Source organism: Pseudomonas sp. GW821-FHT10B02 (assembly GCF_059415665.1).
Genome location: NZ_JBWKNR010000002.1, coordinates 428911 through 442846 on the forward strand (window position 1 = coordinate 428911; position 13936 = coordinate 442846).

The following is a 13936-nucleotide window of genomic DNA, read 5'->3' on the forward strand; positions in this document are numbered from 1 at the left end:
GCTCCGGGCCAGAACCGTCGGCGCCTGCAGCGCTGTGTCGCAGGTGCAGCACTGCAGCCAGTGGCAAGTCTTGGTACAGTGGGGTGTACCTGCTTGATCATCAAACATCATGGAAAGGGGAATCGCATGGCTATTGATATCGGTATCAGCGAAGAAGACCGCAAGTCCATTGTTGATGGGTTGTCGCGGCTCTTGTCGGATACTTATGTACTCTATCTGAAGACCCATAACTTCCACTGGAACGTGACGGGCCCGGCCTTTCGCACATTGCACTTGATGTTTGAAGAGCAATATAACGAACTGGCCCTGGCCGTGGACTCCATTGCCGAACGTATTCGTGCCCTGGGTTTTCCGGCACCCGGTGCTTATTCGATCTATGCCCGTTTGTCTTCGATCAAGGAAGAAGAGGGTGTGCCGCCTGCCGAGGAAATGATCAAACAGCTGGTGGAGGGGCAGGAGGCCGTGACCCGCACGGCGCGCAGCATTTTCCCGCTGCTCGATAAGGTCAGCGACGAGCCGACTGCAGACCTGCTCACCCAGCGCATGCAAGTGCACGAAAAGACTGCCTGGATGTTGCGCTCGCTGCTGGAAGGTAAATAGTCCGGCAGGGCAGTAAACGCTTAGGCATAGATGCCCGGACCCCTCATGGGGCCGGGCATTGATCGTTAATAAGGAAGGCGTTCTATCGTGATGCGATCCTTGTTGTCTTGCCGAGCAATCCTACAGCGAGAGTAAGCAGGTCTGCTGGAAGCAAACCGCACCGCAGCGCTTTATTAGGGTATGTCTCTGGGTGATAACCATTGCTCAGGGTTATTTCCCTGTTAGTCAGATCGCGTGGTGCTTGTATGTCTTCATGGATGAATCGCGCAGGGCGTGGGGCGGGCGGGCCGGGCAAGGAAGGGGTCGATCCGTTCGAGGCGAACTTCAATATGGGCCTGGCCCAGCCGCTGTCCCGCTCGGTGCGCTTGAATGGATTTGCCACTTGTCTGCGACTGGAAGAGGTCTATTGGCGAATTCTTGAGCGGATCGCCGAGGTAAACCAGTGTTCGGTCAACGCCGTGCTGTCCTACGTGGACCGCGAGGTACACCTGCGTTATGGCGGGGTGAAAAATTTCAGTGGCCTGATCCGGGTGGTCTGTGTGGTCTTTCTGCTGGGCACGCAGGTGACACGCTAGTCGGTTGCCGGGCTGCACAGCACTCCTTAACCATATATAATCCCGCTCTTTACTGCCTGAACCAGCCTGCGCTGTGGTTAACGAGACACGCCTATGCCCCTGTACGACTATCAATGTGCTTCCTGTGATCACCAGATGGAAGTCCTCCAGAAGATCAGCGCCGAGCCGCTGACCGATTGCCCGGCGTGTCAGAAGCCCGAGCTGAAGAAGCTGATTTCTGCCCCGGGGTTCCGCCTGGGCGGTACAGGCTGGTATGAAACCGACTTCAAGACCGGTGCGAAAAAGAACCTTGCAGGCGGCGACAAGGCCGACTGAGTTGAATTGCACCGGCAGGGTCTTGCACTATTAGCCCTTTGTGGCGTCAAGACCTCCACTGAACACACGAATGACGAGAAGCGAAACCACCATCATGATGCGCAGCCATTATTGCGGCCAACTGAACGAGAGCCTGGAAGGTCAGGAAATTACCCTTTGCGGATGGGTCCATCGTCGCCGCGACCACGGCGGGGTGATTTTCCTCGATATCCGTGACCGCGAAGGCATGGCCCAGGTCGTGTTCGACCCGGATCGCGCAGACAGCTTCGCCGCCGCCGATCGCGTGCGCAGCGAATACGTGGTGCAGATCACCGGTAAGGTGCGTCCGCGTCCCGCTGGCGCTGTGAACGCCAACATGGCCTCTGGTGCCATCGAAGTGCTGGGTTACGAGCTGACCGTGCTCAACGAAGCCGAAACCCCGCCGTTCCCGCTGAACGAGTACTCCGACGTCGGCGAAGAAACCCGCCTGCGCTATCGCTTCATCGACCTGCGTCGTCCGGAAATGGCCGAGAAGCTGCGCCTGCGCTCGCGGATCACTTCCAGCATCCGTCGCTACCTCGACGAAAACGGCTTCCTCGACGTCGAAACGCCGATCCTCACCCGTGCCACCCCAGAGGGCGCGCGTGACTACCTGGTGCCGAGCCGCACCCACGCTGGCAGCTTCTTCGCCCTGCCGCAATCGCCGCAGCTGTTCAAGCAACTGCTGATGGTTGCCGGTTTCGACCGCTACTACCAGATCGCCAAGTGCTTCCGCGACGAAGACCTGCGTGCCGACCGTCAGCCGGAATTCACCCAGATCGACATTGAGACCAGCTTCCTCAATGAATCCGAGATCATGGGCCTGACCGAGAACATGATCCGCAAGCTGTTCAAGGAAGTCCTGGACCTGGAGTTCGGCGAATTCCCGCACATGACCTTCGAAGAGGCCATGCGCCGTTACGGTTCCGACAAGCCGGACCTGCGTATCCCGCTGGAACTGGTTGACGTTGCCGATCAGCTCAAGGACGTCGAGTTCAAGGTCTTCAGCGGCCCGGCAAACGATCCGAAATGCCGCGTCACCGCTCTGCGTCTGCCCGGCGGCGCCAGCATGCCACGCAGCAAGATCGACGAGTACACCAAGTTCGTCGGCATCTACGGTGCCAAGGGCCTGGCGTACATCAAGGTCAACGAGCGCGCCAAGGGCGTTGAAGGCCTGCAGTCGCCGATCGTCAAGAACATCCCGGAAGCCAACCTCAACGTGATCCTCGATCGCGTCGGTGCGGTCGACGGCGACATCGTGTTCTTCGGTGCCGACAAGGCCAAGATCGTCAGCGAGGCCCTGGGCGCGCTGCGTATCAAGCTGGGTGCCGATTTCAACCTGTACACCTGTGAGTGGGCACCTATGTGGGTTGTCGACTTCCCGATGTTCGAAGAGAACGACGACGGCAGCTTCACTGCGCTGCACCACCCGTTCACCGCGCCCAAGTGCAGTCCGCAAGAGCTGGAGGCCAACCCGGCCACCGCCCTGTCGCGTGCCTACGACATGGTCCTCAACGGTACCGAACTGGGTGGCGGTTCGATCCGTATCCACCGTAAGGAAATGCAACAGGCGGTGTTCCGTCTGCTGGGTATCGAGGCAGCCGAACAGGAAGAGAAATTCGGCTTCCTGCTCGACGCCCTGAAGTTTGGTGCACCGCCACACGGTGGTCTGGCCTTCGGTCTGGATCGTCTGGTCATGCTGATGACCGGCGCCCAGTCGATTCGTGAAGTCATTGCCTTCCCGAAAACCCAGAGCGCTGCGTGCGTCATGACCCAGGCGCCAGGCCTGGTCGATGCCAAGGCCCTGCGTGAGCTGCACATCCGTCTGCGCGAACAGCCCAAGGCTGAGTAAGCGGACCCCGGGCGCATCCAAATGGATGCGCCTTTGCGTTAAGCAGTACTGATTTTATGGTTCCTGCCCGGTTTGCGCCGGGCAGGTGCATGGCATTGTTACAAAGGATTCGGAGTCGTTATGGCTGGTCATTCCAAATGGGCAAACATCAAGCACCGTAAAGAGCGTCAAGACGCCAAGCGGGGCAAGATCTTCACCAAGTGGATTCGTGAACTGACCGTCGCCGCCAAGCAGGGCGGCGGCGATCCGGGCTCCAACCCGCGTCTGCGTCTGGCTCTGGACAAGGCCCTGGGTGCCAACATGAGTCGCGACATCATCGACCGGGCGATTGCCCGTGGCGCTGGCGCGACCGAAGCCGATAACGTTGAAGAGCTCAGCTACGAGGGCTACGGTCCGGGTGGCGTGGCGATCATGGTCGAGGCCATGACCGACAACCGCAACCGTACCGCTGCTGCCGTGCGTCACGCCTTCAGCAAGTGTGGCGGCAACCTCGGCACCGACGGGTCGGTGGCTTATCTGTTCGAGCGCAAGGGGCAGATCAGCTTTGCCGCGGGCGTCGATGAAGATGCGCTGATGGAAGCGGCGATGGAGGCCGATGCTGATGACGTGGTCAGCAATGAAGACGGCTCCTTTGACGTGTTCACCTCGTTTGCCAGCTTCTATGCCGTGCGTAACGCGCTGGAAGAAGCAGGCTTCAAGGCGGCGGATGCGGAAATCGTCATGCAGCCGACCACCAGTGCCGAACTGGACCTGGATGGCGCACAAAAGGTGCTCAAGCTGATCGATATGCTTGAGGATCTGGATGACGTGCAGAACGTCTATTCCAATGCCGAGATTCCCGACGAAGTCATGGAAAGTCTCGGCTGACCTACAGCCCTGGCTGGTTGGAAGCCGGATCCACCTGCAGTCGCATTGCGGCTGCAAGCGGGTCCGGCTTCTGTCTTTACAACGACGTGTAGATGCGTCATTGAATATGCAGGCGTTATGACTCTGATTCTTGGCATCGACCCTGGCTCGCGCATCACCGGCTACGGCGTGGTGCGCCAGGGGCCTCGGGGCTGCGAGTATGTGGCTTCCGGGTGTATTCGAACCGGTAGCGGTGAGTTGCCGGAACGCTTGCAGATCGTGTTTCGCGGTGTACGGGAGATCATCAGCCAGTACGGCCCGGTGACCATGGGCATCGAACGGGTGTTCATGGCGCGCAACGCCGATTCTGCACTGAAGCTGGGGCAGGCGCGTGGCGCGGCCATTGTCGCTGCCATTGAAGAAGGGCTGGAGATCGCCGAATACAGCGCCACCCAGGTCAAGCAGGCCGTCGCCGGTACAGGCGGGGCCAACAAGGAACAAGTGCAGATGATGGTCATGCATCTGCTCAAGCTGACCCAGAAGCCGCAGATCGATGCCTCCGATGCCCTGGCCATCGCCCTGTGCCATGCTCACACCCGCTCCAGCCTGTTGCCGCACGGCCTGGGTACCGCGCGCAGCCGCAGTGGACGCTTGCGGCTCTGATAGCATCATGCGTTGAAACAAATTTTGACCGGGCAATGCCATCGGCCATTGCATTTGCTGTTAGGGTTGACCGGTTGTTTGCCGGCGCCCATGAGGAAGGATTGCAACGTGATTGGACGTTTGCGCGGCACTCTGGCTGAAAAGCAGCCGCCGCACCTGATTGTTGATGTCAATGGCCTGGGTTACGAGCTCGAAGTGCCAATGACCACGCTGTATCGCCTGCCCAAGGTGGGCGAGGCGGTGACCTTGCACACCCACCTGGTGGTGCGTGAGGATGCTCATCTGCTCTACGGCTTCCATGAGAAGCGTGAGCGAGAGCTGTTTCGTGAGCTGATCCGGCTCAACGGCGTCGGCCCCAAGCTGGCCCTGGCGCTGATGTCGGGCCTGGATGTCGATGAGCTGGTGCGCTGCGTCCAGGCTCAGGATGCTTCGGCCCTGGTCAAAGTGCCTGGTGTCGGCAAGAAGACCGCCGAACGCCTGTTGGTTGAACTCAAGGACCGTTTCAAAGCCTGGGAAACCTCGCCGGCCATGTTCGCCCTGGTGCCCAATGGGCCGCTGCCGCTGGCCACCGTCTCCAGTGCCGAAGCTGATGCCGTCAGTGCCTTGATCTCCCTGGGTTACAAGCCCCAGGAAGCCAGCAAGGCAGTGGCTGCTGTCGATGCCAAGGGGCTGAGTAGTGAAGAATTGATCCGTCGCAGCCTGAAGGGAATGATCTAAGTGATAGAAGCCGATCGACTGATAGCCGCCACCGGGCGTGACCGTGAAGAGGTCCAGGACCGGGCGATCCGTCCGCTGCGCCTGGCCGAGTACATCGGTCAGCCAGTGGTGCGTGAGCAGATGGCCCTGTTCATCGAGGCGGCGCGCGGGCGCAGCGAGTCGCTGGATCACACCCTGATCTTCGGCCCGCCGGGGCTGGGTAAAACCACCTTGGCCAACATCATCGCTCAGGAGATGGGCGTGTCTATCAAGAGTACTTCAGGGCCCATTCTCGAGCGTCCGGGTGATTTGGCGGCGTTGTTGACCAACCTTGAGCCGCACGACGTGCTGTTCATCGACGAAATCCACCGTCTGTCGCCCATTGTCGAAGAAGTGCTGTACCCGGCCATGGAGGACTTTCAGCTCGACATCATGATCGGCGAGGGGCCGGCGGCGCGTTCGATCAAGCTCGACCTGCCGCCGTTCACCCTGGTCGGCGCCACCACCCGCGCCGGCATGCTGACCAATCCGTTGCGTGACCGCTTCGGTATCGTCCAGCGCCTGGAGTTCTACAACACCGAAGACCTGGCAACCATCGTCAGCCGTTCCGGTGGCATTCTCGGTCTGCCGATTGAGGATGAAGGTGCCTTCGAGATTGCCCGGCGGGCCCGCGGCACGCCGCGAATTGCCAACCGCCTGCTGCGCCGGGTGCGCGATTTTGCCGAGGTGCGGGGCAAGGGCCATATCACCAAGCCGATCGCCGACATGGCGTTGAACCTGCTGGATGTCGACGAGCGCGGTTTTGATCACCAGGACCGCCGCTTGCTGCTGACCATGATCGAGAAGTTCGACGGTGGTCCGGTCGGCGTCGACAGTCTGGCGGCGGCCATCAGTGAGGAGCGCCATACCATCGAAGATGTGCTCGAGCCCTACCTGATCCAGCAGGGCTATATCATGCGCACGCCGCGAGGGCGGGTGGTAACCCGGCATGCCTACCTGCACTTTGGTCTGAACATCCCCAATCGCCTCGGCGAGTCGGTCAATGGCGAAGGTTTTTCCGCTCCGACCGATGAATGACAGATTTATCTGCTGTTTTCGTGGTCCTATCGGCTGTCATGGAAGGACAACGCTGGCAATACGACATAATCGATGAAAAACAGTTGCCGGAGCGGATTGGCAAGCTGAGGAGTAAGCACTAGAGTATGCGCGCGCAAAATGGGCTTGAGCCGTTCGCACATCATTGTCGGGTCTATTACGAAGACACTGATGCGGGCGGCGTGGTGTATTACGTCAATTACCTGAAATTCATGGAGCGTGCCCGCACCGAGCGGTTACGCGCACTGGGCTTTGCCCAGTCGGCCTTGGCGCATGACAACCTGTTGTTCGTGGTCCATTCCAGCGAGGCGCGCTATCACGCGCCAGCGCGACTGGACGATGAATTGCGGGTTACCGCGCAAGTGCTTGAATTGAACCGCGCCAGCCTGCGCTTCGTGCAGCAGGTCTGGCGCGAAAAAGATGCGACGCTGCTCTGCGAAGGGCAGTTCCTGGTGGCCTGTGTGCGCGCCGATACTTTCAAACCCCGGGCCATTCCCCCAGCGCTGCGTACGGCCTTTGCCGAGGCTGGCGATCCGGGTACTCATTCAAATGCAGGAGATTAAGCGTGGAAGCTAACGTCGTCGACCATACCTCCATGTGGAGCCTGGTCAGCAATGCCAGCATCGTGGTACAGCTGGTCATGCTGGTTCTGGTTGCCGCATCGGTAACGTCATGGATCATGATTTTCCAGCGCAGCACCATGCTGCGCGCCGGTCGTCGAGCCCTGGACAGCTTCGAAGAACGCTTCTGGTCGGGGATCGACCTGTCCAAACTGTACCGTCAGGCGGGTAGCAACCCGGACCCGGATTCGGGCGTCGAGCAGGTTTTCCGTGCCGGCTTCAAGGAGTTCTCCCGCCTGCGCCAGCAGCCTGGCGTTGATCCTGATGCGGTCATGGAAGGTGTTGGCCGGGCCATGCGCGTAGCCATCTCCCGTGAGGAAGAGAAGCTCGAACAGAGCCTGCCGTTCCTGGCAACCGTCGGTTCCACCAGCCCGTACATCGGTCTGTTCGGTACCGTGTGGGGCATCATGAACTCCTTCCGCGGTCTGGCCAGCGCCCAGCAGGCAACCCTGGCTACTGTCGCCCCGGGTATCGCCGAGGCCCTGATCGCTACCGCGATCGGCCTGTTTGCCGCGATTCCAGCGGTTATTGCCTACAACCGTTTCGCTGCCCGCAGTGAAGTCTTGATCGGCCGTTACTACACGTTCGCCGACGAGTTCCAGGCCATCCTGCACCGTAAAGTGCACACCAGCGAAGAGTGATCAGGTAAAAGCCCATGGCCCGAGTTCGCCACAAACGCAAGCCGGTCGCCGAGATGAACGTGGTGCCATACATCGACGTGATGTTGGTACTGCTGGTCATTTTCATGGTGACCGCACCGATGCTCAACCAGGGCGTGAAGGTCGATCTGCCCAAGGTTTCCAGCGAAGCCTTGCCGCAGGACAACAACGTCCAGGTCCTGACCATTTCGATCAAGGCTGACAAGACCTACTTCTGGAACCTTGGCAGCGAAGTCGACACCGAAAAGCAGATGGACAAGGCTATGACCTTGCCGCAAATGACCGACGCGGTGACCAAAATCATCGCTGCCGGACGTGACCAGGGCAAACAGACCCAGGTCTTCATCCGTGGCGACAAGTCCGTCGACTACGGCGCGGTCATGGGTGCCATGGGCGGGTTGCAGAAGGCAGGTGTCGGTAACGTTGGCCTGATTACCGAGGCGCCCTGATGCAACAGCGAGAGCCATCCGCCTCGGAAAGCTATTTCTGGCCCAGCGTCTGGGCCATTGCGCTGCACGTTCTGGTGTTCGGCATGCTGTTCGTCAGTTTTGCCATGACCCCGGAGTTGCCGCCGTCCAAGCCTATTGTCCAGGCAACCCTGTACCAGCTGAAGTCGAAAAGTCAGGCCACCACCCAGACCAATCAGAAGATTGCGGGTGAAGCGAAGAAAACCGCTTCGCGCCAGACCGAAGAAGAACAGATGGAGCAGAAAAAGGTCGAGCAGCAAGCAGTGAAGGCTGCGGAACAAAAGAAGGAAGAAGCTGCTCAAAAGGCGGAAGAAGCGCGCGCCGAAGCCGAGGCCAAGAAGTCCGAGGAAGCCAAGAAGGCTGACGAAGCGAAGAAAACCGCCGAAGCCAAGAAAGCCGAAGAGGCCAAGAAGGCTGCCGAGAAGCAACAGGCTGATATCGCCAAGAAGAAGGCCGAAGAGGAAGCCAAGAAAAAGGCTGACGAAGAGGCCAAGAAAGTGGCGGCTGAAGAAGCCAAGAAAAAAGCAGCCGAGGACGCCAAGAAGAAGGCGGCCGAGGATGCCAAGAAGAAAGCCGTGGCCGAAGAAGCGAAGAAAAAGGCCGCTGAAGACGCCAAGAAGAAAGCTGCAGCTGATGCAGCCAAGAAGAAGGCCCAGGATGCAGCCCGCAAAGCGGCGGAAGACAAGAAAGCCCAGGCCCTGGCCGAGCTTCTGTCCGATACCACCGAGCGGCAACAGGCATTGGCAGACGAGCAGGGCGACCAGGTAGCCGGCGACTTCGACGACCTGATCCGTGCACGTGCGGCCGAGGGCTGGGCACGTCCACCTTCTGCGCGCAAGAACATGACGGTGGTTCTGCAGATCGGCATGCTGCCTGATGGCACCATTACCTCGGTGAGCGTAGCGCGCTCCAGTGGCGATGGTCCGTTTGACAGCTCGGCAGTTGCCGCGGTCAAGAACATTGGTCGTTTAACCGAGATGCAGGGCTTGAAACCGAGCGAATTCAATCCCTATCGTTCATTCAAGATGACATTCACACCTGAGGATCTAGCCTTGTGATTAAACTTCTTCGAGGACTGCTGGTCGTTCTCTGCTGCGCAGCAGGGATGGCCGTGGCAGAAGAAAAGAACATTCTGGTCACCAGCGGCAGTGACCGTGCCACGCCTATCGCAGTCGTGCCTTTCGGTCTGCAGGGCGGTAGCGTGCTGCCGGAAGACATGGCTGACATTATCGGTAATGACCTGCGCAACTCCGGTTATTACTCGCCGATCCCGCGGCAGAACATGATCAGCCAGCCGAGCCAGGCCAGCGAAGTGATCTTCCGTGACTGGAAAGCCCTGGGCGCCCAGTACGTCATGGTCGGTAGCATTGTGCCGGCCGGCGGTCGCCTGCAGGTGCAGTACGCATTGTTCAACGTCGCCACCGAACAGCAAGTGCTGACCGGCAGCGTCACCGGCGGTGTCGATCAGCTGCGCGACATGTCGCACTACATCGCCGACCAGTCGTTCGAGAAGCTCACCGGCATCAAGGGTGCGTTCTCTACCCGCATGCTCTACGTGACTGCCGAGCGTTTCTCCACCAACAACACGCGTTATACCCTGCAGCGTTCGGACTACGACGGCGCGCGCGCGGTGACCCTGCTGCAATCGCGTGAACCGATCCTGTCGCCGCGTTTTGCACCCGATGGCAAACGTATTGCCTATGTGTCGTTCGAGCAGAAGCGTCCGCGCATCTTCGTTCAGCACATCGATACCGGTCGTCGTGAGCAGATCACCAACTTCGAAGGTCTCAACGGTGCTCCGGCCTGGTCGCCGGACGGTTCGCGCCTGGCGTTCGTGCTGTCCAAGGACGGCAACCCGGACATCTACGTGATGAACATGGGTTCGCGTCAACTGTCGCGTGTAACTGCGGGCCCTGGTATCAACACCGAGCCGTTCTGGGGTAAAGATGGTTCGACCATCTATTTCACTTCCGACCGTGGCGGCAAACCACAGATCTATAAAACCAATGTTTCCGGTGGTGGTGCCGAGCGTGTAACTTTTGTAGGTAACTACAACGCCAACCCTAAACTTTCGGCGGATGAAAAGACCCTGGTGATGATTCATCGTCAACAAGGTTTCACCAACTTCAAGGTGGCTGCACAAGATTTGCAACGCGGTAGTGTAAAGATTCTCTCTGAAACAAGTCTTGATGAGTCTCCCACTGTTGCGCCCAACGGCACCATGCTAATCTACGCCACCCGCCAGCAGGGCCGGGGAGTCTTGATGCTCGTCTCTCTCAACGGACGCGTGAGGCTCCCGCTTCCTACCGCTCAAGGCGAAGTCAGAGAACCGTCCTGGTCCCCTTACCTGAACTGACGCGGCGCTTTACGCTTTACGCTTGACTTAACACATTGGGGTTGTTCATTAGGAGTTTCACGATGGAAATGCTGAAGTTTGGTAAGTTTGCTGCGCTGGCTCTGGCCATGGCCGTAGCTGTAGGTTGCTCTTCGAAAGGCGGCGACGACGCTGGTCAAGGCGCTGTTGACCCTAACGCTGGCTACGGTGCCAACACTGGCGCTGTTGACGGCAGCCTGAGCGAAGAAGCAGCTCTGCGCGCAATCACCACCTTCTACTTCGAATACGACAGCTCGGACCTGAAGCCAGAAGCCATGCGCGCTCTGGACGTTCATGCCAAGGACCTGAAAGGCAACGGCGCTCGCGTCGTGCTGGAAGGTAACACCGACGAGCGTGGTACTCGCGAATACAACATGGCTCTGGGCGAGCGTCGTGCGAAAGCCGTTCAACGCTACCTGGTTCTGCAAGGCGTCTCTCCTGCCCAGCTGGAACTGGTTTCCTACGGCGAAGAGCGTCCAGTTGCCACCGGCAACGACGAGCAGTCCTGGGCTCAGAACCGTCGCGTCGAACTGCGTAAGTAATTCGATATGCGAATGTGCCGTCGTGCTGTAACCGTCCTGGCGCTCAGCCTGCCACTCGTGGCTTGGGCTGAGGTTCCTGTTGTTGATGACAACGCTGGCTATAGCGGCGCAAGCAGCTACCCGCCATCGGGTTATGGTACGAACGGCGCCTACGCCGGGGGAGGGGTTACCGCCCCTGCCTCGGCGCAGGGTCAGTTGTTCCTGCAACTGCAGCAGATGCAGGATCAGCTGTCGCGTCAACAAGGCATCATCGAAGAGCTGCAAAACGATGTTGCGCGCATGAAACAGGAAAGCCTGGAACGTTACCAGGACCTGGATCGGCGTATTGGAACCGGCGCTCCTGCCGAAGCTCCCCAGAATTCTCCAGCGGGTGGCGAAGCCGCCGCTGGCGCCGCTGCAGGTGCTGCCGCCGCGCAAGCACCTGCGGCCAGTAGCGAACCTGGCGATCCGGCCAAAGAGAAGCTCTACTACGACGCTGCTTTTGACCTGATCAAAGCCAAGGATTTCGACAAGGCCAGCCAGGCGTTCAACGCCTTTCTGCGCAAATACCCCAACAGTCAGTACGCCGGCAACGCCCAGTACTGGCTGGGTGAAGTGAACCTGGCCAAAGGCGACCTGCAAGCTGCAGGGCAGGCTTTCGCCAAGGTCAGCCAGCTGTATCCCAAGCACAACAAGGTGCCGGATTCGCTGTACAAGCTGGCCGACGTAGAGCGCCGCCTGGGTCACACTGACCGGGTCAAAGGCATTCTGCAGCAAGTCATTACCCAGTACCCGGGTACTTCGGCTGCACAACTGGCCCAGCGCGACCTGCAGAAGCTCTGAGTCAGCCGTTTAGAAAGAAACCCGCGCTAGTCGCGGGTTTTTTCGTTAGAGGGATGGTGCACAAACTCCTTGCCGGATCACGGCGCAGGCCGCATTCTGCGGGCCTTTCAGCCCTGGATTGACCGGGGCACAACAGCCGTTTAGAGGGCCATTCCACCGAGGCGCATGCTCGGTGCACGTGACCCGGTGCCAGGAGTTGCGCCATGTCTGACCATCTCATGAAACGAGACGGAAGGTTCATCTACCGCCGCCGCTTTCCGGTCGAGGTTGCTAGCATTGTGGGTCGGGCCGAGTTCCGTAAAGCACTAGGAACTAGCGACCGCAAAGAGGCGTTACAACTGGCGCGTGTCGTGTCGGTGGACTTTGATCGGACCTGTGCCGAAGCAATGGGTCAGACCGTCCTGGCAGGCAGTGCAGGAGGGGGCTCGGCCGCTGGCGCGCCTTCTCCAAGGGTGACGGCAGACGCGATCCTAGAGCGCCTACAGGCTGTTGTAGAGCAGGCTACTCGCTCGGTCATTGAGGCCCTTGAGCCTAGCCAGCGGTTGACTCCTACCTGGGCCGCCGAACTGGAATGGCGAAAGGAAGCATGGTTGGCGGTTGCCAAGGGGCAACATCCAGGCGCAGCCGAGTACAGTCCTTTGGAAGCGATGGCCGTACATAGGGCGTTAGAAGCCCTTGAACGGGGGGAGATTCCCTCTTTTGGCAGCGCTGGTTCCTCAGTGGCAAGTGGCAGCGTAGGCATTGCCAAGACCCCTTCAGAGCCTGCCGAACCACCCCCTACTCCGGTGCAGCGGGCGCGCCAAGGCCAGACCACTGCCGCTGAGTTTCGGCGGACCTTGGACAAATACCTGGCCCATGCCACTCCACGACGTGGCCAGCAGGTGCAGACCCTATGCCGGGACGCCCTTCGTTGGCCAGCCACTCCAGCGGAGCAGGTGCAGAGCATCCTTGATTATGGTCAGCGCCGTCTTGTCGAGGGCATGAAGGCGTCGTCTCTCAATACCAGCACCAACGCCATTCTGGCCGTGCTTCGCTGCATGCCGGGTTGGGAGGGGATCAAACTGCCAAAGCTGGACGCCACTGCCAAGACCATTCGTTCCGGCGCTGGTGCCAGGAAGGAGGCCCGCCAGCCGATCCCTGTGGCGATGCTCCGGGCGTGCATCCAGAACATGCGCGATACCGCGCCGGAAGCGGACTACGCAGCGCTGCTCATCCTGGCTCGCTACGGTTTGCGCCCGTCCGAGTTGTTGCGCGAGGGGGCGGAGGCATTGGCGGTGCGAGAGGACATCATGGGTGGCAAGGAACTGGTGTTCCAGGCGGGGCTGTCCGGCAGGAAGACCGACGCTAGTCGACGTGACCTACCTGTGCATGAGGATGATGCTCGGCTATTCAGGCTGGTATTGGCCGAGAGGGGAGAGCCAGCCGACCTGGGCCGTAGGACGGAGCAGCGGGTGCGCCGATTGCATGATCTTCTCGGACGTCGTCTGCCTGCTGGTCACACCTTGTACGGTGTCCGGCACACCGTGGCTGACCTGATGCGTCATGCCGGGGCCACTGAGCAGCAGGCGGGGGCAATCCTTGGGCACGTTGGGAGGCAGAGCATGACCAGCATCTACGGTGGCAAGTCGGCTTTGACTGCTCAACGGGAACTGCTGGGCAAGGTGCGTCAGTTGCTTGAAAGTTCTCCGGCCTAAATTCGTTGCAATCGTGCGCGGCGGGAGTCTGACCCGATCAAGGCCAAACTCCCCCGTAGGGCATGTATAGCAAGGGTTTTGACAGCGCTATGGGCCAT

At 59.8% G+C, this 13936-nt stretch carries 16 protein-coding genes; all 16 read left to right on the top strand.

Translation table 11 applies throughout. From position 1 onward, the window contains the following. The first annotated feature begins 126 nt into the window (after window positions 1-126). Window positions 127-600, top strand: a complete 474-nt coding sequence (locus tag AC07OF_RS04970; RefSeq protein WP_157194793.1) for a Dps family protein — start codon at window positions 127-129, stop codon at window positions 598-600. A gap of 257 nt (window positions 601-857) precedes the next feature. Then, entirely contained in the window at window positions 858-1175 is a 318-nt protein-coding gene (locus tag AC07OF_RS04975; RefSeq protein WP_038613875.1) for a ribbon-helix-helix domain-containing protein, read from the top strand. Between the two features lie 93 nt (window positions 1176-1268). Then, window positions 1269-1490, top strand: coding sequence for an FmdB family zinc ribbon protein (locus AC07OF_RS04980; protein WP_157193672.1), 222 nt, complete (start codon window positions 1269-1271; stop codon window positions 1488-1490). A 94-nt stretch (window positions 1491-1584) separates the two neighbouring features. Next, the gene (gene aspS, locus AC07OF_RS04985) at window positions 1585-3360 is read left to right on the top strand and encodes an aspartate--tRNA ligase (RefSeq protein WP_157194792.1); all 1776 of its coding nucleotides are present in this window, start codon (window positions 1585-1587) and stop codon (window positions 3358-3360) included. 120 nt (window positions 3361-3480) lie between these two features. After that, window positions 3481-4227 (top strand): YebC/PmpR family DNA-binding transcriptional regulator, encoded by a 747-nt coding sequence (locus AC07OF_RS04990; RefSeq protein ID WP_038613870.1) that lies wholly within the window; start codon window positions 3481-3483, stop codon window positions 4225-4227. A 117-nt stretch (window positions 4228-4344) separates the two neighbouring features. Continuing rightward, complete coding sequence (ruvC, locus tag AC07OF_RS04995) at window positions 4345-4869, top strand: crossover junction endodeoxyribonuclease RuvC (protein WP_038613867.1); 525 nt, start codon at window positions 4345-4347, stop codon at window positions 4867-4869. A gap of 108 nt (window positions 4870-4977) precedes the next feature. Then, window positions 4978-5586: a Holliday junction branch migration protein RuvA gene (ruvA, locus tag AC07OF_RS05000; protein WP_038613864.1), complete on the top strand. Its 609-nt coding sequence runs from the start codon at window positions 4978-4980 to the stop codon at window positions 5584-5586. Beyond that, entirely contained in the window at window positions 5587-6642 is a 1056-nt protein-coding gene (gene ruvB, locus AC07OF_RS05005; RefSeq protein WP_157193671.1) for a Holliday junction branch migration DNA helicase RuvB, read from the top strand. 125 nt (window positions 6643-6767) lie between these two features. Continuing rightward, window positions 6768-7223, top strand: coding sequence for a tol-pal system-associated acyl-CoA thioesterase (ybgC, locus tag AC07OF_RS05010; RefSeq protein ID WP_157193670.1), 456 nt, complete (start codon window positions 6768-6770; stop codon window positions 7221-7223). 2 nt (window positions 7224-7225) lie between these two features. Beyond that, entirely contained in the window at window positions 7226-7921 is a 696-nt protein-coding gene (gene tolQ / locus AC07OF_RS05015) for a protein TolQ (protein ID WP_128322363.1), read from the top strand. A 14-nt stretch (window positions 7922-7935) separates the two neighbouring features. After that, window positions 7936-8388: a protein TolR gene (tolR, locus tag AC07OF_RS05020; RefSeq protein ID WP_028943072.1), complete on the top strand. Its 453-nt coding sequence runs from the start codon at window positions 7936-7938 to the stop codon at window positions 8386-8388. Further along, window positions 8388-9464, top strand: a complete 1077-nt coding sequence (tolA, locus tag AC07OF_RS05025) for a cell envelope integrity protein TolA (protein WP_038613857.1) — start codon at window positions 8388-8390, stop codon at window positions 9462-9464. The genes tolR and tolA overlap by 1 nt, the downstream gene beginning before the upstream one ends. Window positions 9465-9511: 47 nt before the next feature. Further along, on the top strand, window positions 9512-10762 hold the full coding sequence (tolB, locus tag AC07OF_RS05030; protein ID WP_051939498.1) for a Tol-Pal system beta propeller repeat protein TolB: 1251 nt from the start codon (window positions 9512-9514) through the stop codon (window positions 10760-10762). 62 nt (window positions 10763-10824) lie between these two features. Then, window positions 10825-11322, top strand: a complete 498-nt coding sequence (pal, locus tag AC07OF_RS05035; RefSeq protein WP_028943075.1) for a peptidoglycan-associated lipoprotein Pal — start codon at window positions 10825-10827, stop codon at window positions 11320-11322. A gap of 6 nt (window positions 11323-11328) precedes the next feature. Continuing rightward, window positions 11329-12144: a tol-pal system protein YbgF gene (gene ybgF / locus AC07OF_RS05040; RefSeq protein WP_157193669.1), complete on the top strand. Its 816-nt coding sequence runs from the start codon at window positions 11329-11331 to the stop codon at window positions 12142-12144. Between the two features lie 203 nt (window positions 12145-12347). Next, entirely contained in the window at window positions 12348-13838 is a 1491-nt protein-coding gene (locus AC07OF_RS05045) for a DUF6538 domain-containing protein (RefSeq protein WP_495072618.1), read from the top strand. Window positions 13839-13936 lie beyond the last annotated feature (98 nt).